General features: G+C 67.7%; 19 protein-coding genes and 1 pseudogene. 2 read left to right on the top strand and 18 right to left on the bottom strand.

All coding sequences use genetic code 11. The features are described from left to right. Window positions 1-12: 12 nt before the first annotated feature. The 5 genes from TY51_RS12375 to glpD are packed head-to-tail and all read right to left on the bottom strand — an operon-like array spanning window position 13 to window position 5,464. Complete coding sequence (locus TY51_RS12375) at window positions 13-822, bottom strand: carbohydrate ABC transporter permease (protein ID WP_042250018.1); 810 nt, start codon at window positions 820-822, stop codon at window positions 13-15. 3 nt (window positions 823-825) lie between these two features. Further along, window positions 826-1,692, bottom strand: coding sequence for a carbohydrate ABC transporter permease (locus tag TY51_RS12370; protein WP_042250017.1), 867 nt, complete (start codon window positions 1,690-1,692; stop codon window positions 826-828). A 9-nt stretch (window positions 1,693-1,701) separates the two neighbouring features. Further along, window positions 1,702-2,772 carry an ABC transporter ATP-binding protein gene (locus TY51_RS12365; RefSeq protein WP_042250016.1) on the bottom strand — a complete coding sequence of 357 codons (1,071 nt, stop codon included), beginning with the start codon at window positions 2,770-2,772 and terminating at the stop codon, window positions 1,702-1,704. Window positions 2,773-2,781: 9 nt separating this feature from the next. After that, entirely contained in the window at window positions 2,782-3,843 is a 1,062-nt protein-coding gene (locus TY51_RS12360) for an ABC transporter ATP-binding protein (RefSeq protein WP_042250015.1), read from the bottom strand. Window positions 3,844-3,874: 31 nt separating this feature from the next. After that, the gene (gene glpD / locus TY51_RS12355) at window positions 3,875-5,464 is read right to left on the bottom strand and encodes a glycerol-3-phosphate dehydrogenase (protein ID WP_042250014.1); all 1,590 of its coding nucleotides are present in this window, start codon (window positions 5,462-5,464) and stop codon (window positions 3,875-3,877) included. A gap of 280 nt (window positions 5,465-5,744) precedes the next feature. Here glpD and TY51_RS12350 point away from each other — a divergent pair, with 280 nt between their 5' ends. Continuing rightward, the gene (locus tag TY51_RS12350) at window positions 5,745-6,503 is read left to right on the top strand and encodes a DeoR/GlpR family DNA-binding transcription regulator (RefSeq protein ID WP_042250013.1); all 759 of its coding nucleotides are present in this window, start codon (window positions 5,745-5,747) and stop codon (window positions 6,501-6,503) included. A gap of 6 nt (window positions 6,504-6,509) precedes the next feature. Here TY51_RS12350 and TY51_RS12345 read toward each other — a convergent pair whose 3' ends face one another. The 4 genes from TY51_RS12345 to TY51_RS12330 form a co-directional block, all read right to left on the bottom strand. Further along, a complete protein-coding gene (locus TY51_RS12345; RefSeq protein WP_042250012.1) occupies window positions 6,510-7,523 on the bottom strand; it encodes a GSU2403 family nucleotidyltransferase fold protein in 1,014 nt (337 codons plus the stop codon). A gap of 2 nt (window positions 7,524-7,525) precedes the next feature. After that, entirely contained in the window at window positions 7,526-8,629 is a 1,104-nt protein-coding gene (locus tag TY51_RS20365) for a Hint domain-containing protein (RefSeq protein WP_081994969.1), read from the bottom strand. A 97-nt stretch (window positions 8,630-8,726) separates the two neighbouring features. Then, on the bottom strand, window positions 8,727-9,047 hold the full coding sequence (locus tag TY51_RS12335) for a hypothetical protein (RefSeq protein WP_052650139.1): 321 nt from the start codon (window positions 9,045-9,047) through the stop codon (window positions 8,727-8,729). After that, window positions 9,044-9,601 carry a sigma-70 family RNA polymerase sigma factor gene (locus tag TY51_RS12330; RefSeq protein WP_042250011.1) on the bottom strand — a complete coding sequence of 186 codons (558 nt, stop codon included), beginning with the start codon at window positions 9,599-9,601 and terminating at the stop codon, window positions 9,044-9,046. The genes TY51_RS12335 and TY51_RS12330 overlap by 4 nt, the downstream gene beginning before the upstream one ends. A 108-nt stretch (window positions 9,602-9,709) precedes the next feature. Between TY51_RS12330 and TY51_RS12325 the strand changes: the two genes are divergently transcribed. Further along, entirely contained in the window at window positions 9,710-9,916 is a 207-nt protein-coding gene (locus tag TY51_RS12325; protein ID WP_156118008.1) for a hypothetical protein, read from the top strand. A gap of 91 nt (window positions 9,917-10,007) precedes the next feature. Here the strand turns inward: TY51_RS12325 and TY51_RS12320 are convergent, their stop codons facing one another. The 9 genes and pseudogenes from TY51_RS12320 to TY51_RS12285 form a co-directional block, all read right to left on the bottom strand. After that, window positions 10,008-10,250, bottom strand: a complete 243-nt coding sequence (locus tag TY51_RS12320; RefSeq protein WP_042250030.1) for a DUF2934 domain-containing protein — start codon at window positions 10,248-10,250, stop codon at window positions 10,008-10,010. 39 nt (window positions 10,251-10,289) lie between these two features. Then, a complete protein-coding gene (glgX, locus tag TY51_RS12315) occupies window positions 10,290-12,332 on the bottom strand; it encodes a glycogen debranching protein GlgX (RefSeq protein WP_042250009.1) in 2,043 nt (680 codons plus the stop codon). Next, window positions 12,325-13,467 (bottom strand): sugar phosphate nucleotidyltransferase, encoded by a 1,143-nt coding sequence (locus TY51_RS12310; protein WP_052650135.1) that lies wholly within the window; start codon window positions 13,465-13,467, stop codon window positions 12,325-12,327. The genes glgX and TY51_RS12310 overlap by 8 nt, the downstream gene beginning before the upstream one ends. 112 nt (window positions 13,468-13,579) lie before the next feature. Then, on the bottom strand, window positions 13,580-15,850 hold the full coding sequence (gene treY / locus TY51_RS12305; RefSeq protein ID WP_081994967.1) for a malto-oligosyltrehalose synthase: 2,271 nt from the start codon (window positions 15,848-15,850) through the stop codon (window positions 13,580-13,582). Further along, window positions 15,847-17,508 carry a malto-oligosyltrehalose trehalohydrolase gene (gene treZ, locus TY51_RS12300; protein ID WP_231559039.1) on the bottom strand — a complete coding sequence of 554 codons (1,662 nt, stop codon included), beginning with the start codon at window positions 17,506-17,508 and terminating at the stop codon, window positions 15,847-15,849. The genes treY and treZ overlap by 4 nt, the downstream gene beginning before the upstream one ends. A gap of 104 nt (window positions 17,509-17,612) precedes the next feature. Beyond that, window positions 17,613-17,837 (bottom strand): hypothetical protein, encoded by a 225-nt coding sequence (locus TY51_RS12295; protein WP_156118006.1) that lies wholly within the window; start codon window positions 17,835-17,837, stop codon window positions 17,613-17,615. A gap of 76 nt (window positions 17,838-17,913) precedes the next feature. Continuing rightward, entirely contained in the window at window positions 17,914-18,267 is a 354-nt protein-coding gene (locus TY51_RS23475) for an acetyl-CoA carboxylase biotin carboxyl carrier protein subunit (protein WP_231559038.1), read from the bottom strand. Next, window positions 18,264-19,664, bottom strand: coding sequence for an acetyl/propionyl/methylcrotonyl-CoA carboxylase subunit alpha (locus TY51_RS12290; protein WP_231559037.1), 1,401 nt, complete (start codon window positions 19,662-19,664; stop codon window positions 18,264-18,266). The genes TY51_RS23475 and TY51_RS12290 overlap by 4 nt, the downstream gene beginning before the upstream one ends. Then, window positions 19,643-20,132 (bottom strand): annotated as a pseudogene (locus tag TY51_RS12285) (hypothetical protein); the annotation flags it as partial. The gene TY51_RS12290 and the pseudogene TY51_RS12285, both read right to left, overlap by 22 nt.

The following is a 20,132-nucleotide window of genomic DNA, read 5'->3' as shown; positions in this document are numbered from 1 at the left end:
GACGTATCCCCCTTACACGCGGCCCAGGGCAAAGCCCTTGGCGATATAGTTTCGCACGAACCAGATGACCAAGGCCCCCGGCACGATGGTCAGGACGCCCGCCGCGGCCAGCACCCCCCAATCGACGCCCGATGCGCCTTGGGTCCGGGTCATGGTCGCCGCGATCGGCTTGGCCGCCACCGAAGTCAGCGTCCGCGACAGCAGCAGTTCGACCCAGCTGAACATGAAGCAGAAGAACGCGGCCACCCCGATCCCCGACGAGATCAGCGGCATGAAGATGCGCGTGAAGAACCGCCCGAAGCTGTATCCGTCTATATAGGCGGTCTCGTCGATCTCCTTGGGGACGCCGCGCATGAAGCCCTCCAGGATCCACACGGCCAGCGGCACGTTGAACAGGCAATGCGCCAGCGCCACCGCGATATGCGTGTCGAACAGCCCGACCGACGAATACAGCTGAAAGAACGGCAGCGCGAACACCGCGGGCGGGGCCATGCGGTTGGTCAGCAGCCAGAAGAACAGGTGCTTGTCGCCCATGAAGTGATAGCGGCTGAACGCATAGGCCGCAGGCAGCGCAACGGCGACGGAAATCACCGTGTTCATCACCACATAGATCAGGCTGTTCACGTACCCCATGTACCAGGCCGGATCGGTCAGGATGGTCGCGTAATTGGCAAAGGTCAGGTTCCGGGGCCACAGGCCAAAGGTGCCGGTGATCTCGGCCTTGGTCTTCAGGCTCATGTTGATCAGCCAATAGATCGGCAGCATCAGGAACAGAAGATACAGGATCATGACGACGGCGCTGCCGTTGATGCGCTTGCCCATGGCCTAGCCCCTTTTGTCCAGATTGGTCATGACCGTGTAGAACACCCAGGAGATCAGCAGGATCACCAGGAAATACATCAGAGAGAAGGCCGCGGCCGGACCCAGGTCGAACTGCCCCAGGGCCATCTTGACCAGGTCGATCGACAGGAAGGTGGTCGCGTTGCCCGGACCGCCCCCTGTAACCACGAAGGGTTCGGTATAGATCATGAAGCTGTCCATGAACCGAAGCAGGATGGCGATCATCAGGACGCCCGCCATCTTGGGCAGCTCGATATAGCGGAACACCTTCCACCGGCTGGCCTGGTCGATCCGCGCGGCCTGGTAATAGGCGTCGGGGATGGACTGCAGTCCCGCATAGGCCAGCAGCGCGACCAGCGACGTCCAGTGCCACACGTCCATCACGATGACCGTGGCCCAGGCATGGACCGGGTTCTGGGTATAGTTGTAGTTGATGCCCAACGCGTCCAGCGTGTATCCCAGCAGGCCGATGTCGACCCGCCCGAAGATCTGCCAGATGGTGCCGACCACGTTCCACGGGATCAGCAGCGGCAGCGACATCAGCACCAGCACCACGCTGGCCCAGAACCCGCGTTTGGGCATGTTCAGCGCGACGAAGATGCCAAGCGGGATCTCGATCGCGATGATGATGGCCGAAAAGATCAGCTGGCGGCCAAGCGCGTTCCACAGCCGTTCGGATTGCAGCAGGTCGGTGAACCAGCCGGTGCCGTTCCAGAAGAAGACGTTGTTCCCGAACGTGTCCTGGAACGCATAGTTGACCACGGTCATCAGCGGGATCACCGCCGAGAACGCGACCAGCACCAGCACCGGCAGGACCAGGAACCAGGCCTTGTGATTGACGGTCTTTTCCATGATCCCCCCTTAGGCCGCCGCCACGCGCCAGTCGTCGGCATAGATGTTCACGCGCGTCGGATCGAACACCGCGCGAGTCATGTCCGCGGTGATGGCCTGATCCTCGGGCGCGATGATGTTCAGGTCGTGCCCCATCAGATCCGCGCGGATGATGCGGTGGCGGCCCACGTCCTCGATCCGGCGGATGGTCACGGGCAGGCCCTGGTCGGCGGACAGGCGGACATGTTCCGGGCGGATGCCCAGCTGCACCTTGCCGTTCAGCGCCGCATAGGACCCGGCCAGCGCGGTGGTGCCGCCCGGCACCTGTGCCTGCGTCCCCGCCACCGTCGCGGGCAACAGGTTCATGCCCGGCGATCCGATGAAATAGCCCACGAAGGTATGTTCCGGCCGGTCGAACAGTTCTTCGGGCGTGCCGATCTGGACCACGCGGCCGTCATACATGACCACCACCTTGTCGGCGAAGGTCAGCGCCTCGGTCTGGTCATGGGTCACATAGATCATCGTGTGGCCGAAATCGTGGTGCAGCTTCTTCAGCTGGGTGCGCAGCTCCCACTTCATGTGCGGGTCGATCACGGTCAGCGGCTCGTCGAACAGCAGGGCGTTGACGTCCTTGCGGACCATGCCGCGGCCCAGGCTGATCTTTTGCTTGGCATCCGCGGTCAGGCCGCGGGCCTTGCGGTCCAGCATGTGCTCCATCCCGATCATCGCGGCGATCTGCGCCACGCGCTCGGCGACATAGGCCTCGGGGCGGCCCCGGTTGCGCAGGGGAAAGGCCAGGTTGTCGCGCACGGTCATCGTGTCGTAGACGACCGGAAACTGGAACACCTGCGCGATGTTGCGTTCCGCCGTCGGCGCACGGGTCACGTCGACCCCGTCGAAAAGGATGCGCCCCTGCGACGGGATCAGCAGCCCCGAGATGATGTTCAGCAGCGTCGATTTCCCGCAGCCGCTGGACCCCAGCAGCGCATAGGCCGCACCGTCCTGCCAGTCGTGGTTCAACTCCTTGAGCGCGTAATCCTCCGGCCCCTTGGGATGGGCGGAATAGGAATGGGCGAGGTTCTCCAGCGTGATCTTGGCCATAACCCCTCCTCAGGCGGCGCTTGCGTAGGCGGCGGGGGTGACCATGCGGCCATCCTCGGCAAAGACATAGACGTGGCGCGGGTCCAGCCAGACCGGCAGCACCTGCCCCAAGGGCAGATCGTGGATGCCGTGGATCAGGCCGACCCACCGCTGTCCGTGATGGTCCAGGTGGACGAAGGTCTCCGACCCGGTCAGTTCCGTCACGACCAGCTGCGCATCGAATTGCAACGCGTCGTCGGCATGGCGCGACAAGTGCAGGTGGTTGGGACGGAACCCGGCCAGATAGCGCCCGTCGGCAAGCGCGGGCATGCCTGCGACGGTGGATCGGCCGCCCGCCACCTGGAACGGCAGGAAGTTCATCGGCGGATCGCTGAACACCCGCGCCGTGGTCGCATCAACGGGGCGGCGATAGACCGACGGCGTCGGGCCGAACTGCGTCACGCGTCCTTCCCACAGGGTCGCGGTATTGCCGCCCAGCAGTAGCGCCTCTTCGGGTTCGGTGGTGGCATAGACGAAGATCGCGCCCGATTCCTCGAAGATGCGGGGGATCTCGACGCGCAACTCCTCGCGCAGCTTGTAGTCCAGGTTCGCCAGCGGCTCGTCCAGCAGGACCAGCCCCGCGTTCTTGACCAGCGCGCGGGCCAGCGCACAGCGCTGCTGCTGGCCGCCCGACAGTTCCAGCGGCTTGCGGTCCAGCATGGGGGTCAGGCGCATCATCGCGGCGGTCTCGCGGACGCGGCGGTCGATCTCGGCCCGGTCCACGCCCATCAGGCGCAGCGGCGATGCGATGTTGTCGAACACCGTCATCGCCGGATAGTTGACGAACTGCTGATAGACCATCGCGACCTTGCGGTCCTGGACGCGCATGCCCGTGACGTCGCGGCCTTCCCACAGGATGCGGCCCTGTGCTGGGCGGTCCAGCCCCGCCATCAGCCGCATCAGAGAGGTCTTGCCCGACAGCGTCGGCCCCAGCAGCACGTTCATCGTGCCGCGCTCCAACACCAGATCGGTGGGATGGACATGCACCTGCCCCTCGACCACCTTCGTCACGCCCTGCAATTCTAACGTCATGTCCCCTCCCAAGGCCCCCCGCCGGTCCGCGCTATTCCGCGGCGGCCCTCTGTGCCCATCGGGCTTGTATCCACTGGTCCAGGACCTGCACCTGATCGGCATCCAGGCGCAGTCCCAACTTGGTCCGCCGCCAGACCACATCGGCCGCGCGGCGGGCATATTCGTGATCCATCAGCCAGACGACCTCTGCCTCGGTCAGGGTGGCGCCGAAATCGACACCCAGATCGGCGGCCTGGCGCGCGCCCGACAGGATCGTCGCGGCCTCGGTCCCATAGGCGCGCACCAGGCGGCGGGCCCATGCCTCGGTCAGGAACGGATGGTCCGCCTGCAGCCGCGCCACCAGCGCAGGCACGCCGTCCACGGGGAAATCCCCGCCGGGCAGCGCCACGCCCCGCGTCCAGTCGCCCGGCAGGTTCGGAAAGAACGGCGCGATCTTGGCCAGCGCCGATTCCGCCAGCCGGCGATAGGTGGTGATCTTGCCGCCGAACACGTTCAGCACCGGCGCACCCCCGGTCTGGTCGACCTTCAGCGTGTAATCGCGGGTCGCCGCCGTGGCGCTTTGTGCGCCGTCGTCATACAGCGGCCGCACCCCGGAATAGGACCAGACCACGTCGTCGGCGGTCAGCTGGCGGCGGAAATACTGGTTGGCAAAGCCCAGCAGGTAATCGCGTTCCTGCGGCGTGCATTCCGGCTTGACCGACGGGTCCTGATGGTCGGCATCGGTGGTGCCGATCAGGGTAAAGTCATTCTCGTACGGGATCGCAAAGATGATCCGGCCGTCGGTGCCCTGAAAGAAATAGCATTTGTCGTGATCGTACAGGCGCCGCGTCACGATATGGCTGCCGCGCACCAGCCGCACGCCCTCGGACGAATTCAGCCGGATCGTGCCCTGGATCAGGTCGCCGACCCAAGGGCCGCCGGCATTGACCAGCATCCGCGCCCGGTGCCGCGTGGTCTGGCCTGTCGCCGCATCCTGGGTGGTCACGATCCAGTGGTCAGGATGGCGGTCGGCGGACAGCACCTTGGTGCCGGTCATCACCGTCGCGCCGCGCGCCTCGGCGTCGCGGGCGTTCAGGACCACCAGGCGCGAATCCTCGACCCAGCAGTCGGAATATTCAAAGGCGTGGTGAAAGCGTTCCTGCAGCGGCGCCCCTTCGGGCGTGCCGTCCAGCGACAGCGTCCGGGTGCCGGGCAGGATCTTGCGACCGCCAAGCGTGTCGTACATGAACAATCCCAACCGGATCAGCCAGGCGGGGCGGCGGCCCTTCATCCAGGGCATCACCATGCCAAGCAGCTTGGACGTCGGCGTGTCCGATTCGAACCGCATGTCGGGGTGATAGGGCAGCACGAACCGCATCGGCCAGCTGATATGCGGCATGGCGCGCAGCAGCACCTCGCGTTCGATCAGCGCCTCGCGGACCAGCCGGAACTCAAAATACTCCAGATAGCGCAGCCCGCCGTGAAAAAGCTTGGTCGAGGCGCTGGACGTCGCCTGCGCCAGATCGCCCATCTCGGCCAGGGTGACGGACAGGCCGCGCCCGGCCGCGTCGCGGGCGATCCCGCAACCGTTGATGCCGCCCCCGATCACGAACAGATCGACCGTCTTGCCTGTATCCGTCACGCGCCGTCATCCTTTCGTCGACCCTGCCTATGTCTGCCGCCGTTCGCATCAAAAGGAAAGGTTTTTATTTTCGTTTTCGTTCATTTCATGGATTTACATATAAATCATATATTTACAGAGGTTAAGTCACGGATTATGCCCTGATTTGACGCGGAATCCGCCCCAACGGTGGCGATTCACGCCGTCACCCGTTGCATCATCTGCACAAACCGCAAGAAAGCGAACATCTTGCCTGTTCGGCCCCGTCGTGCAAGATCGGCAAAACCGCAAGGGGTGCCCCATGTCGCAGAGCTTCCGCCAGCCCGAGATCCTGGAGATTGCCCGCCGCGACGGCAAGGTCACGGTCGAGGGGTTGGCCGGCCATTTCGGCGTCACGCTGCAGACGATCCGCCGCGACCTGACCGACCTGGCCGAGGCAGGACGGCTGGAACGCGTCCACGGCGGCGCGATCCTGCCATCCGGCGTCGCCAATATCGGGTACGAGGAACGCCGCGCCCTGCATCACGACGCGAAAACCGCCATCGCACGCGCCTGCGCGGCCGAGGTGCCGGAAAAGATCAGCCTGTTTCTGAACATCGGCACCAGCACCGAGGCCGTGGCCCGCGAGCTGCTGGGCCATCGCGACCTGCTGGTGGTGACGAACAACATGAACGTGGCCAACATCCTGGCGGCCAACACCGATTGCGACGTGATCGTCACCGGGGGCAACCTGCGCCGCGCCGATGGCGGGCTGGTCGGCACGCTGGCGGCGGAGACCATCCGTCAGTTCAAGTTCGACCTGGCGGTGATCGGCTGTTCGGCACTGGACCGCGACGGCGACCTGCTGGATTTCGACATCCAGGAGGTCGGCGTCAGCCAGACCATCCTGCGCCAGTCGCGCCGCACCTTCCTGGTGGCGGATCATTCCAAGCTGTCGCGCAGCGCGCCCGCCCGCATCGGGTCGCTGTCGCAGCTGGATGCGATCTTCACCGACCGCGCCCTGCCCGGCGATCTGGCCCGCGCCTGCGAGGCGTGGCAGACCCGCGTGATGCTGCCCTGACCTTTGCTACAGCGCCGCCAGTTGGGCGGCGGTGTCGGGCATGCGCGACAGGCTGGCCGTGATCCGGTCGCGCCAACGCGGACCGCGCGACAGGGCGTCCTCATGCGCCTCGGCCAGATCGTCGGGGCGGTCGCGGGCCAGCACGGCGATCAGGAACGCGGCCTGCGCGCGGTCCTTGGCCGATTTCATGCGGTCGTCGGCGCGCCTGCGATCGGCCACGATCAGCTTGTGGATGGCGAACCGTTCCGGGCGCGGCACCTGCACCAGCACGCCGCTGCGATAGGGGATGGCCGCGGGGATCGGGTCGGCGATCAGATAGTTCAGGTGATGCAGCGCCTGCGCCTGCACGCCAAGCGCGGGCAGATCGCGCAACCCCTCCTCGCCGAAAGCCGGGGTCAGGAATTCGACCAGCGCATTGCCCTGCGTCTGCCGCCAACGCCAGGCGCGGCCCGGCTCCAGGCTGGGCGCCGGGGCGAAATCGAAATCGGCCAGAACCTGGGTGACGGGGGGCGCCGCCGCATCCTCCAGCGCCAGCGACAGGCGTTCAAAGCTGGCGATGTCCAGATCGTCGGTCTGCGCGGTCTGTTCCAGCGACAGGGCCAGGTTCAGCTCTCCCTCGTACAGGCGAAAGGCGTGGGTGCCGACCACCGTGCCGCCAAGGCGGAACACCCCCGCCCCCGACAGCGCCGCCATCAGGCTGCCGCTGGTCGGGTCCAGGCCCAGGAACCCCTCGGCCCGCAGCAGGCGTACCAGTCGGGCACGGTCGCGGCGACGCTGTTCGGCGGGCACCCGGTCGTCGCGCAGCGCCTGCATCCGGGCGGCCATGTCGGGGCCATCCTCGCCCAGATAGCGCTTGCGGACCTGGGTGCCGACACGAAAGCTGTCGTACCAGTAGCCCCGTCCATTGCGTTCGACCAACGTGGGCGCACCACGCAGGTCGCGCAGCCCCTCGTCGCGCAGGGACCGCAGCAGGTCGTGATAGGCGGCATGGGCCAGGGCGGAATGGGATCGGGGCATCATGTTCAACAGTTATGGCATCTGTTGAATACAGCCATGTTCAACAGTCCGCAAGTCTGTTGAACATGATTACCCCGGGTCATGATCTGGTTGACGGCATGGCGGCGCGCCAGTTGCCGCCCCTCGGCCCCGCTCAGCATCCGACGCGCCGCCGGGCGGGTCGGACCGTCGGCCGGTCCCGTCAGCAGGCCCAGATCGGGGAACAGGGCCAGCACCTCGCGCCGGGCGGCCTCAGACAGCGTCTTGAGGGCGTCGGGGCTGGTGTGCAGCGTCTCGGCGCAGGCGCCCTCGGCATAGACAAGGTGATGATCCTCGCAGACGAAATGCAGATAGGTCACGCCCCCCTGCCACGGCGCCGGTCCCACCCCGGGGATCGAGGTCAGGTGACGGGCGGCGACCAGAACCTCGGGCTCGTCGAACATGCGCCGGGCGATGCGCGACCCGACCAGCAACCGGTGCTGCGGCGACACGACCAGATCGCGGGCAGGAATGCCGGGACCAAGCGCGTCGCGGCGGATCAGGATCGGGCGACGGTCCGGTTCCGCGTGCAGCCGCGCGGGGCTCAGCGTGCGCGTGCCGATCCACACGACCGGCTGCAGACCTGCGTCGCGCGTCTGGACGGACATGCCGGGGCGCAGCATCTGGATGGGCATGTCGCCCCTGGCCGTGCGGATCATCGTGTCGCGGGCAAAGCACATCACCCCCGCCGCAAAGACATAGGGCACGCGCCGGATATCGGCGATCAGTCGCGTCGCCCCCGGAAGGTCGGGCACCCCGTCGGGATACAGGAAGATCAGACCGCCATCCCCGTCCTGCAACAGCACCACGGCGCGGGGGCTGCCCAAGGGGATCGCGCCGGAACCCGCCATGATGCCCGGCGTGACGGTGCCCGACCCCAGCACGGCGGCCGGGCGGTCGGGGTCGGGATGAACGATCCGCCCCACGTCCAACGGCACGCCGTCGTCCTGCACCATGCCGGCGCGTCGGGGGCCGAACGCGTCCAGCGACAGGACCTGTCGGCCGGTCAGCAGCTGCGCCGCCAGGACCGGCCCGGTATAGTCGTGCAGGCTGATGTCCTGGGCGGGCGGCATGGCGTGGCTCCGGATCATGGGTCGTGCATGCGGAGGGGATACGCACCATGCCCCGGTTTGTTTCACGCCGCGGCAGAGTATTTGCACATTATGCACGCAAAGGGCGTGCGCCGTGTCACCCCAGCAGCAACCACAGCGCCAGGGCCTTGGCGACCAGGACCACGCCGATGATCGCCGGGACGGGCACGCCGGGCAGCCATGCGCGACGGGCCGGTGGGCCGAACAGCTGCCGCTGGATGCGCGGCAGCACGTTCGGCGCGGGAACGGCACCGAACTGGGCGTCCATCTGCGACAGACGCATCCGCCACGCGGCCACAAGACCCGCCCAGACCGGGTCGCGGTCCAGCCGGCGGTCCGCCAGCGCCCGCTGTTCGGGGTCCAGTAGGCCGATGGCGTATTCCGCAGCCATGATGTCGTCGGTTGAAAGGTCGCTCATTCCCGGTCCGTGAATTGATCCATGCAGTCGCGCAGACGCTGCAGCGACCGCCGCAGCCAGGTCTTCATCGTGTTCAGCGGAACCCCCGCGTCGCGGGCCAGCTCCTCATAGCTCCAGCCGTCCAGATAGGCCCGGCGCACGGCCTGCGCCTTTTCGGGCGCCAGTTCGGACAGGCAGCCGTCCAGCCGCGTCCGCTGATCGGCCGCGATGGCCTGCGCCTCGGGGCCGGGTCCCGTGCCCGGCAGACCAGGATCCACGGGCTGGGTCACCGGGCGCACCTGCCGCGACCGCAGCCGGTCGATGGCCGCGTTGCGGGTGATCGCGACCAGCCAGGTCCGCGGGTTCGACAATCGCGGGTCATAGCGCCCGGCACGGGTCCAGACGCGGACGAACACCTCTTGCAGCAGATCCTCGGCATCGGTGCGGTCGCGCAGCATGCGCAGCAATATCCCGAACACCAGGTCGCAGTTCGCGCGGTAGAAATCCGCGAAATCGGCCCGCGATCCCAAGGCGATGGCCCCCAGCATCCGGACGTTGTCGTCGTGATCGCTCATGAACCGCACAGTCTTGATTTTCGATGGCCCTGCTGCATAGTTTCAGACTGGACCACAATTTCAAGTTGCCGATCAAATGATTCAAACCACCCCGGAGGTATTTTCAGGATGAGCGTCAGGACCCGGATATTGCTGATCGTCTTTGCCGGAACCCACGTCCCCCTGTTGGCGGCGGTCACTGCCGTATCGCTGCTGCACGTGACGGCGGTGCAGGCCCTGCTGACGATCCTTCTGCTGTCCACGCTGGCAGGCGCGGTGATGTCGATGCTGGCGATCGCCCGCGTCATGCGTTCCCAACCCGCGATCGTGGCCTGACCCGAACCGTCCAGACCCTGCAGAAAGATACGGGCCGCGGCGCTGAAGGTTTCAGCGCCGCGGCCCAATTTTCACATCGCGTCCTTGCCGATCAGCGCGCCGCGCGGCGACGTGCCGCAGGTCCCGCGACGGCCGAAGGGACATTCCCCTCCTCCTCCGCGCGTTCGCCGGCATCGGCCGCGGATTGCGCGGCCTCGGGCTGCGCGGTGCCGTCTTCGATCTCGGCGGTGGCGCGGGCCCAGTGGTCGGCCTCTTGGCCTTCAGGGCAGCCTTCGCTTTCCCAGATCTGATGGGCGCGGGCGCGGATCAGTTCGTCTTTGTCCAGATCGGTCATCATTTCCTCCATTGATGAGACATCGGGTCGCGGTGGCGCTTACGCACGCGTCAGTGCCACCACGCTTTGCCATCCCAGGGGCAAAACCCCCGAAACGGTATCCATGCAGGCGACGTCATCGCGCGCCGTGTCGATGCGCAGCGTCCAGTCGCCTTCGGGCAGGGCGAACTCGCCGTCGTCGCCCGCATTCACGATGATCAGGATCTGCGGCGCGTCCGCAGGCTGCAGCGTCAGGCCAAGGATGCGCAATTCGCCGTCCGACCAGTCGTCATCCGTCATCGCGTCGCCGCGCGGATGCAGCCATTGGCCGATGGGCTGACCCTCGGGTCCGGCAAAGCGGGTCTGGGCCAGACCGCTTTCGCGGCGGAACGTCGACAATGCGGCAACCGCGTCGCGGATGTCCGTGCGCGCCCCGGCCCAGTCCAGCCAACTGATCTCGTTGTCCTGGCAATAGGCGTTGTTGTTGCCGTCCTGCGAATTGCCCAGTTCGTCCCCGGCCAGCATCATCGGCACGCCCTGCGACAGGAAGATCGTCGCCAGCATGCCGCGGACCCGGCGGACACGTGCGGTGTCGATGCCCGCGTCATCCGTCGGCCCTTCGGCGCCCAGGTTGTCCGAGATGTTGTGGTCATGGCCGTCGCGGCCATCCTCGCCATTGGCGTCGTTGTGCTTGTCGGAATAGCTGACCGTGTCCCACAGGGTGAACCCGTCATGCGCCGCGACAAAGTTCACGGAACTGGTCGCCGGGCGGTGGCTGTGGTCGAACTGCACCGGCGATCCGACCAGACGTTCCGCGATCACGCCCAGCTGGCCGGAATCGCGGCGCCAGAAGGCGCGCGTATCGTCGCGGAACTTGTCGTTCCATTCGCGGAACGGCCAGCGGTATCCGCCGACCTGGTACCCGCCCTCGCCGATGTCCCACGGCTCGGCGATCAGCTTGATGCCGGACAGGACCGGGTCCTGGCGGATGGCGTTGAAGAACGACCCGTCGCGCTCGAACCCTTCGGTCTCGCGGCCCAGGGTCGATGCCAGGTCGAACCGGAAGCCGTCGACATGCATCACCTGCACCCAATAGCGCAGCGAATCCATGACCATGCGCAGCACCATCGGATGCGCGACGTTCAACGTGTTGCCGGTGCCGGTGGTGTCGAAGCTGTGGCGCTTGTCCTCGGCCAGCAGGTAGTAGCTGGCATTGTCGATCCCGCGGAAGGACAGCGTCTGGCCTAGTTCCGACCCTTCGCAGGTGTGGTTGAAGACCACGTCCAGGATGACCTCGATCCCGGCCTTGTGGAACTTGCGGATCGCCTCCTTGACCTCGCGGATCTGGCCCGTCTTCAGATAGGGGCCGTGGGGCGCAAAGAACGACAGGGTCGAATAACCCCAATAGTTCGAAAGGTCCTTTTCCACCAGATAGCGGTCGTTGGCAAAGGCGTGGATTGGCAGCAGCTCGATCGTGGTGACGCCGATCTTCTGCAGGTGGCTGATGACCGGTTCCGTGGCAAGCCCCCGGAACGTGCCCTGCAGGTCCTCGGGGACGTCGGGGTGCTGTTTCGTCAGTCCCTTGACATGGGCCTCATAGATGACCGTGTCCGCCCAGGGCGTGCGCAGCGCACGCTCGGTGTCCCAGTCAAAGCGGCTGTCCACGACCACGCCCTTGGGCATGAAGGGCGCGCTGTCGCGTTCGTCGAACGAAAGGTCGTCCTCGCCGATGGTATAGCCGTGCAGCGCGTCGTCCCAGATGATCTCTCCGCGCAGCTCGCGGGCATAGGGGTCCAGCAGCAGCTTGTTGGCGTTGAAGCGGTGGCCGTTCTCGGGCTCGTAGGGACCGTGCACGCGATAGCCATAGACCTGGCCCGGCATGATGTCGGACAGGTATCCGAACCAGATGCCGCCTTCCATGTCCGGCAGGGGCAGGCGGTACAGCTCTTCCTGGCCTTCGTCGTCGAACAGACACAGCTCGACCTTGGTCGCGTGGTCGGAAAACAGCGCGAAATTTGTCCCCTCGCCCATGAACTCGGCGCCCAGGATGTCGGAACGGGCCTGGGTGGCATCAAAGATTGGCGGGGTGGTCAGATCACGCATGAAGTCCTCGGCGGTTGGAAGGGGGTGGGGTGACAGAGCGCCGGATATGCGCGTGCGCGGCACGGCGGTCCAGCATCGATTGCGTGATGAGGACGGTGCCCGCGGGGGTGCGGGTGAACCATCGGGCATCCTCGGCGGCGTTCTCTCCGGTGACCAGGCCCGCGGGGACCTGCGTACCGGGGGCGACCAGCGTGCAGATCAGGCGGGCGCTTTCGGGCACGACCGCGCCCGGCATGGCGATGCTGCCGCGGCCCAGGTACCAGTCGGATGCCGGGCTGGCAAAGGGCAGCCGCGCGGGCTCGGCAGCCACGAAGTCCAGCTGCGCGCGGCGCAGCGCATCAAGCGTGCCCACGTCGCGCCAGTAGCCACGACCGGACGGCCCGGCGGGCATGCGCCAGACGGCGGCCACGCCCTGCGACACGGCGTCGGGGATCACGTCATGGCCGAAATCCATCGCCTCGACCGGACGGTCGAACAGCGCGCCCTGCAGCCAGCGGCGGCCAAAGACATAGATGCCCATCGACACCATCGCGTGGTCGGGCTGGTCGATCATGCCGGGGGGATCGGCGGGCTTTTCCAGAAACGACAGGATGCGGCCCTGCGCGTCGGCCTGCATGACGCCGAAACCCCGCGCCTCGGCCCGCGGGACGGTGTCGACGGCCACGGTCACGGCCGCCCCGGATGCGCGATGCGCCGCCAGCAGATCGGCATAGTTCATGTCATAGACGTGATCCGCCGCCAGGATCAGAACCTGGTCACCGCCCATCGCCTCCAGCGCATCCCAGGTCTGGCGGGCGGCGTCGGCGGTGCCCATGAACCGGTCCTGTCCGTCGCACAAGACCAGACCCGATTGCGGGAAATGGCGACCCCATCGCATCGGCAAATGATGGTGCAGGCTGTGCGGGGCGTATTGCGTGGCGACCAGCATCCGGTTCAGCCCGGACCGCACGGCATTCGCCATCGCGAAATCGATGATCCGGTTCGCACCCGCAAAGGCCACCGCGGGCTTGCTGTCGCGGGCAGTCAGGTCATGCAGACGCGTGCCCTTGCCACCGGCCAGCAGCAGGGTCGCGACCGGCCGGTCGGATGAGGCGTGAGTGATCTGGCGCGGCACGGCGGGCATGTGTTCTGACATGGCGACATCTCTTGCAGGCTAGGGTTTCATCCCGCCGTGATGCCCCGGTGATGCGGGGCATGTGGCGCATCACCTGTCGAACCGCCATGCCCCCCGGATGTTCCCCCGCGCGTCAAATATCAATCCGCTTGCCTTGGACCGGTGCCTCGCTCAGATGCACCCGGCACCCGTCGGGGCCGTGCCAGTCCAGAATTGCGGCACTGCCCTCGGCAGGTGCCGCGACACCGGGCAGGTCCAGACGCGCGACCAGCTGCCGCTTGCCCGCACGGCGGATCAGGCGGATGCCCGTATCGTCGATCTCGACCCGCGTGGCGGCGTCGTGCAGCAGATCGGCCATGTCCGTGCGCAGCGCCACCAGACGATGGGTCCAGCGCGCCTTGACCGCGCCGATGTCGTCGCCCTGATCGCCCTTGGCCAGCGCGTCCCACGGCACGGGGCGGCGGTTGTCGGGGTCGGTCAGCGCCAGGAACAGGCCCTGCGTGCCCTGATAGATGTCGGGGAAACCCGGCATGACCATCTTGAACAGCAGCTGCGCAAGCATCAGCGCCTGCCCCCGCTCCAGCAGCCGCGTCAGGGCGGCGGGGGCGTCATTATCCCATTCCGACAGCAGCGCACGACCCAGACCCGCGATGCGGCCCTCGACCGCCTCGTCGGGGTTGGTCCAGTAGCTTTCCTGCTTGGCCTCGCGCAGGGCCTTTTCGACATGAGTGTTCACCCGGTCCGCCGCATCCTCGGCCCCGTGCAGGGCCAGGGCGGTCTGCACCATGTACCACCGCCAGCGCGGGTCGACCCCCTGCGCCTGCGGCAAGGCCGCCGCGGCCTGGTCCAGCGCCACCAGATCCTGCGGCAGGTGGCTGGCGGCGATCAGGCGGGCGCGCGCATCCTCGGACCGCTTGCTGTCATGGGACGAGGTCAGGACCATGTCGCCGACGCGGCGGCGCGCCATGGCCTCGGTCGCCTCCGGCCCGGTGATCGTCGCCTCGTCGGGTTCGGCGCCGACCTCGTTGGCGGGCAGATAGCGGGTCCAGCGGAAACCCGCGGTATCCTCCTGCGCCTTGGCCAGCAGCGCCCCGGACACCTGCTGCAGGCGGGTGACGAACACCTGCTGTGCCGGCATCGCCGGATCGGCCCAGACCCCGGCCAGCTGCCGCACCACAAGATCGCTGCGCAGACCCTTGGCGGCCTTGTCTGCCACCTGTTCGATCAGCGCGCGGTCATCCGCGCCCGCCCCCTGCGCGGTGACATAGGTGCGATAACGCGGCGTGGCGATCAGCAGCGCCGTCACCGCCTCGCGCAGCGCCTCTGGGCCCGGCTCAACCTCCGACACCGGGGCCAAGGCGTGCGCGGCCATGCGCGACAGCTGCATCCGCTCGGCGGCCAGTTCGTTGTCCAGGATCTCGTGCTTGGCCTGCGTCAGCGTGTCGGCAAAGGACGCCGTCGGGCCGATGGCGTCGTGCCAGGCATCGTCCAGACGCTCCAGCCCCGCCGCCGGGGTCAGCATGCGGGTGATCAGGCGCCCGGCCTCGTATCCGGTGGTGCCCTCGGTCACCCAATTCTCGGGCAGGGGTTCGTCGCCCGTCAGGATCTTCTCGATCCAGATCGGCGTGTCGGGCAGCGCCTCGGCCAGACGGTCCAGATAGCCTGCCGGATCGGCCAGGCCGTCGACATGGTCCACGCGCAGGCCCTGGACATGGCCGCTGCGCACCAGCTCCAGAATCAGCGCGTGGGTGTCGTCGAACACATGCGGATCCTCGACCCGCATGCCGATCAGGTCCGTGACGTTGAAGAACCGCCGATGCGTGATGCCGTCGCGCTCCAGCGCATGATGGACCAGCCGCCAGTGCTGCGCCTCGTGCAGGGCCCGCAGATCGTCGGTGGCGTTCGTGCCGGGTGCCAGCGGCAGGGCCAGATCGCCGAACATCCACTGTCCGTCGCGGACGCGGAACGCGCCCTCGGTCAGCATCTGCTCGAACGGGGCGGGCAGCCAAGGCAGGACCAGCGGCCCCGCCTGCCAGTCGATGTCGAAATGCCGCGCGCGCGTGCTGGCGCGGCCATGCGTCAGCACGTCGGCCAGCCACGGGTTCTGGACCGAAAACGCGGTATGGTTCGGCACGATGTCCAGAATGATCCCCAGATTGCGCGCCTGTGCCTGTTCGGCCAGCGCGGCAAAGCCGTCGGCGCCGCCCAGGCTGTCGTCGATCCGCGTCGGGTCGGTGATGTCATAGCCGTGGGTCGACCCCTCGGTCGCGGCAAAGATCGGCGACAGGTACAGGTGCGACACGCCCAGATCGGCGATCTGGTCCAGGCGCGCGGTCAGGGCCGCGAAATCCACCCCCTCGCGCAGCTGGATGCGGCAGGTGGCAGTCGGAATACGCGGAATCATGACAGGGCTTTCACGGTCAGGGAAAAGAGATCGCCGGGCTGTCCCACGGACAGGTCGGCATCGGGCAAGGGGGTCGGGTCGGGCTGGCCCAGGGCCAGCGACAGTGCAAGACCGCCGCCGGGGAACTGCCACAGGGCGCGGATCAGGCCCGGCCCCTCACGGGTGACGCTGGCTTGGGGCTTGCCGCTGTTCAGCAGCGGCACGACATGGGCCGCGCGGAACGCCAGCGCGCGGCGGGTCAGGTCCATCCACGCGCGGGCATCCGCATCGTCGCGCCAGCCAAGGCGCGACCGGGCCATCGTCGCGGGGTCGATCGGGTCCGGAACGCCGTCGCCCATGCTGGCGATGCCCGGAAACTCGGCGGCGCGGCCCTTGCGGACGGCCTGACCCAGTTCGCCCGAATAGTCGGCAAAGAACTGGAACGGCGCGGTCTCTCCGCGCTCCTCTCCCATGAAGACCATCGGCACATAGGGCGCGACCAGCAGCAGCGCATAGGCGACGCGCACGGCATCGGGTTCCGCCAGCGTCAGCAGGCGTTCGCCCAGGGCGCGGTTGCCGATCTGGTCGTGGGTCTGGATCGCGTTCACGAAGGCCGTCGGCGGCAGGTGGCCGCAGGGCGCGCCGCGCGGATGGTCCAGGCCCTGGCGGGGCTGACCCTCCTCGATATGGCCGCGCGACAAAGCCAGCGTCAGGTCGGCGATCGGATCGACCGCAAAGCTGGCGTAATAGCTGTCCGATTCACCGGTCAGCGCCACATGGACCGCATGGTGGAAATCGTCGTTCCAGCTGGCATCATATCCCACCTCGCGCAAATCGGGGATGTTGCGCTCGTCCTCGGTGATCAGGTGGCGGCGGGGGCTCAGGGTGGCGATCTGGGCGGCCAGGTCCTTCATGAACTCGGCCGAACCCGGCCCGGTGATCTGGTGCACCGCATCGAGCCGGAACCCGTCGAACCCGTAATCGCGCAGCCAGTGCATCGCGCAGCCGATCCAGAAATCGCAGACCTGCGGACGCGAGAAATCGATCGCCGCGCCCCAGGGCGTGTGCCGGTCGGGGTCGAAGAAATCCGGCGCCGCATGGTGGATCCACGCGCCGTCGGGACCGAAATGGTTCATCACCAGATCCAGGATCACCATCATCCCGCAATCATGCGCGGCCCGGATCAATCGGCGCAGATCGCCGGGGCTGCCATAGGCAGGGTGCGGCGCATAGGGCAGCACGCCGTCATAGCCCCAGCCCCGGTCACCCGGAAACTGCCCCACGGGCAGCAGCTGGATCGCGGTGAAGCCAAGCGCCGCCAGACCCGGCAGGCGCGCGGCGGCGGCGGCAAAGCTGCCTTCGGGGGTGAAGCAGCCGACATGCAGCTGATAGATCACCGCCTCGGACCAGGGGCGTCCTGCCCATTCCTGCGGCATCGGCGGGTCGGTCACGACGGATGCGTCGTTCACGCCCCCCGCCTGCAGGCGGCTGGCCGGGTCGGGCATGTCCGTCCCGTCGACGCGGAACAGATAGCGGGCACCGGGCGCCGCGGTGCTGCGGGCCTGCCAGATGTCCAGGTCGCCCTTGTGCATCGGCTGCGGCTGCCCGTCGATCACGACGTCAACCTGCTGCGCGCGCGGCGCCCACAGGCGAAAGGTCAGGCCATCGTCATCCCGCACGGGCCCCAAAGATCTCGCATGGTCCAGGTCCCTCCGACAGTGGCTGCGGGGGTCAATGACCGGGATGCAAAGGCGTTCCCATCTTGTGACAAAAAGCAATCGGATCAGGCGTCCAGCGGCGGCGGCGCGGCCGTCTGACCAATGAACAGGCGGTGCCCGTCATGGGTGACGGCCCAGACCCCGCGATCCCCCATCTCGACCAGCACGCTGCGATCCTCGGCCGCGGCCTCGAAGACCACGACAAGGTTGCGCAGCATGTCCAACGTGAATTCGGCCCGCGCCTGGACGGCCAGCGGGCCCGGCCATGCACGGACGGTCGGATGTTTCATCGGGACCTCGGACAAGGGTGACATTCACAACGTGCAGAATATCACAGATGCCCGCCCCTGGAATAGCCCTATGGGGTCATCCCTCGTCGGGGTCGATCCGGGCCAGGGGCGCGCCATGCGCCAGCGTCGCGCCCTCCGCCGCAAGGCGCGTCAAGCGGCCGGCATGGGGGGCCTCGATGCTGGTCTCCATCTTCATGGCCTCGATCACGGCGATCACCTCTCCGGCCTGGACCTGCGCCCCGTCGGCCGCCTGCCACAGCGACAGCGTGCCCGCGACCGGCGCGCCGATGCAACCGGGATCGGCCACGGCCTCCTGCGGGGCTGCGGGGGCGCCTGCGGCCAGCACCCCCTGGGGCAGCGCAAGGTCGTGCCGCTTGCCGTCGATCTCGATCGACAGGCGCAGCATGGGCTGGTCCGGGACGGGGGTCACCCGGTCCGCGGGCTGGACGGCGGCGGCCAGGCGGTCGGCGAAATCCGTCTCGATCCAGCGGGTGTGAACGGCGAAATCGTCGGTGAACTCGGGCGCTCCAGCACGGCGCGATGGAACGGCAGGACGGAGGCGACGCCTTCGATGCGGAACTCGCGCAGCGCGCGGCGGGCACGGGCGATGGCGGTGGCGCGGTCGGGGCCGGTCACGATCAGCTTGGCCATCATCGAATCGAACTGGCCCGCAACCTGACCGCCCTGCTCGACCCCGCTGTCCAGCCGGATGCCGATGCCGCCGGGCGCGGACCACAGCGTGATCGGGCCTGGGGTGGGCAGAAAGCCGCGGCCGGGGTCTTCGGCATTGATGCGGAACTCGATCGCGTGGCCGGTGGGTTCGGGCACGCTGTCGTCGGTCAGGCGCGCGCCTTGCGCCACGCGGATCATCGCGCGGACGATGTCGATGCCGGTCGTCTCCTCGGTCACCGGGTGTTCGACCTGCAGGCGGGTGTTCACTTCCAGGAAGCTGATCGTGCCGTTCGCGGACAGCAGGAACTCGACGGTGCCTGCGCCGCTGTATCCCGCATGGGCGCAGATCGCGCGGGCGCTGTCATGGATGCGGTCGCGCTGATCGTCGGAGAGGAACGGCGCGGGCGCCTCCTCGACCAGCTTCTGGTTGCGGCGTTGCAGCGAACAGTCGCGGGTGCCCAGCACCTTGACAGTACCGTGCCGGTCGGCCAGCACCTGCGCCTCGATATGGCGGGGGCGGTCCAGGAACTGTTCGACATAGCATTCGCCGCGGCCAAAGGCGGTGACCGCCTCGCGGGTGGCGGCGTCGAACAGCTCCTCGACCTCGTCCAGGTCGCGGGCCACGCGCATGCCGCGACCGCCGCCGCCGAAGGCCGCCTTGATGGCCAGCGGCAGGCCGTGTTCGCGGGCGAATGCCAGCGCCTCGGCCCCGCTGGCGATGGGGCCGGGGCTGCCCGCGACCAGCGGCGCGCCGACGGCCTGCGCGATTTCCCGCGCGCGGATCTTGTCGCCAAGCGCGTCGATCACGTCGGGATCAGGTCCGATCCACAGGATGCCCGCCGCCTGCACCGCGCGGGCAAAATCGGCGTTTTCCGACAGGAAACCATAGCCCGGATGGATCGCGTCGACCCGGGCCTTGGCCGCGATGGCCAGCACCTTGGCGGCGTCCAGATAGGTGTCGGCGGGGCGGTGGCCCTCCAGCGCCCAGGCCTGATCTGCCGCGCGGACAAAGGGCGCGTCGCGGTCGGGATCGGCATAGATCGCCACCGATTCGATGCCCTCGTCGGCGCAGGCGCGGATGACGCGCAGGGCGATCTCTCCGCGATTGGCGATCAGGATGCGGCGGATCGGGGTCAGGGGGGTGTCACGAAACATCGGTGGCCTCCGGGTCGATTTCGGCAAAAGGGGCGTCGGCGGCAAAGCGGATGCGCGTGCGGGGGCAATTGCCCCGCCAGGTCCAGTGCGGACGGGTGCAGCGTCGCGATGACCGGATAGCCGCCGGTCAGCGGGTGGTCGGCCAGAAACAGCACCGGCTGTCCGGAATGAGGGACCTGGATGGCGCCGGTCGCGGTGCCCTCGCTTGGCAATTCGCGGGCGTCGTCGCGGGTCAGTGCCTCGCCCGACAGGCGGATGCCTACGCGCGATGATTGCGGCGTGACGGTCCAGTCCTGCGCCAGGAACCGCGCGACGGTGGCGGCGTCGAACCAGTCGGTGCGGGGACCCAGGGTCACGGGCAGGGTCACGATCTCTCCGGCCTGCGGCAGGTCGGGGCCCGGACCGGGATCGGTCACCGCCTCCGCCGCGCGGCTCGCCGGGGCCAGCGCATCGCCCGCCGTCAGCGGC

The sequence above is a fragment of the Paracoccus sp. PAMC 22219 genome (assembly GCF_000787695.1).
Classification (GTDB): Bacteria; Pseudomonadota; Alphaproteobacteria; order Rhodobacterales; family Rhodobacteraceae; genus Paracoccus.
Note: the sequence above shows the minus strand (reverse complement) of the source record. Positions and strands in the feature narration are given on the sequence as shown.

Bases quoted from the DNA above. Each gene is read 5' to 3' on its own strand.
- TY51_RS12325 (WP_156118008.1), top strand. From the start codon at position 9,710: ATGAGCGTCAGGACCCGGATATTGCTGATCGTCTTTGCCGGAACCCAC.
- TY51_RS12295 (WP_156118006.1), bottom strand. From the start codon at position 17,837: ATGAAACATCCGACCGTCCGTGCATGGCCGGGCCCGCTGGCCGTCCAG.
- treY (WP_081994967.1), bottom strand. From the start codon at position 15,850: ATGATTCCGCGTATTCCGACTGCCACCTGCCGCATCCAGCTGCGCGAG.
- TY51_RS12345 (WP_042250012.1), bottom strand. From the start codon at position 7,523: ATGATGCCCCGATCCCATTCCGCCCTGGCCCATGCCGCCTATCACGAC.
- TY51_RS12370 (WP_042250017.1), bottom strand. From the start codon at position 1,692: ATGGAAAAGACCGTCAATCACAAGGCCTGGTTCCTGGTCCTGCCGGTG.
- TY51_RS12350 (WP_042250013.1), top strand. From the start codon at position 5,745: ATGTCGCAGAGCTTCCGCCAGCCCGAGATCCTGGAGATTGCCCGCCGC.
- glgX (WP_042250009.1), bottom strand. From the start codon at position 12,332: ATGCGTGATCTGACCACCCCGCCAATCTTTGATGCCACCCAGGCCCGT.
- TY51_RS12335 (WP_052650139.1), bottom strand. From the start codon at position 9,047: ATGAGCGACCTTTCAACCGACGACATCATGGCTGCGGAATACGCCATC.
- TY51_RS12290 (WP_231559037.1), bottom strand. From the start codon at position 19,664: ATGTTTCGTGACACCCCCCTGACCCCGATCCGCCGCATCCTGATCGCC.
- TY51_RS12365 (WP_042250016.1), bottom strand. From the start codon at position 2,772: ATGGCCAAGATCACGCTGGAGAACCTCGCCCATTCCTATTCCGCCCAT.
- TY51_RS20365 (WP_081994969.1), bottom strand. From the start codon at position 8,629: ATGATCCGGAGCCACGCCATGCCGCCCGCCCAGGACATCAGCCTGCAC.
- TY51_RS12375 (WP_042250018.1), bottom strand. From the start codon at position 822: ATGGGCAAGCGCATCAACGGCAGCGCCGTCGTCATGATCCTGTATCTT.
- TY51_RS12330 (WP_042250011.1), bottom strand. From the start codon at position 9,601: ATGAGCGATCACGACGACAACGTCCGGATGCTGGGGGCCATCGCCTTG.
- TY51_RS12320 (WP_042250030.1), bottom strand. From the start codon at position 10,250: ATGACCGATCTGGACAAAGACGAACTGATCCGCGCCCGCGCCCATCAG.
- TY51_RS12360 (WP_042250015.1), bottom strand. From the start codon at position 3,843: ATGACGTTAGAATTGCAGGGCGTGACGAAGGTGGTCGAGGGGCAGGTG.
- TY51_RS12310 (WP_052650135.1), bottom strand. From the start codon at position 13,467: ATGTCAGAACACATGCCCGCCGTGCCGCGCCAGATCACTCACGCCTCA.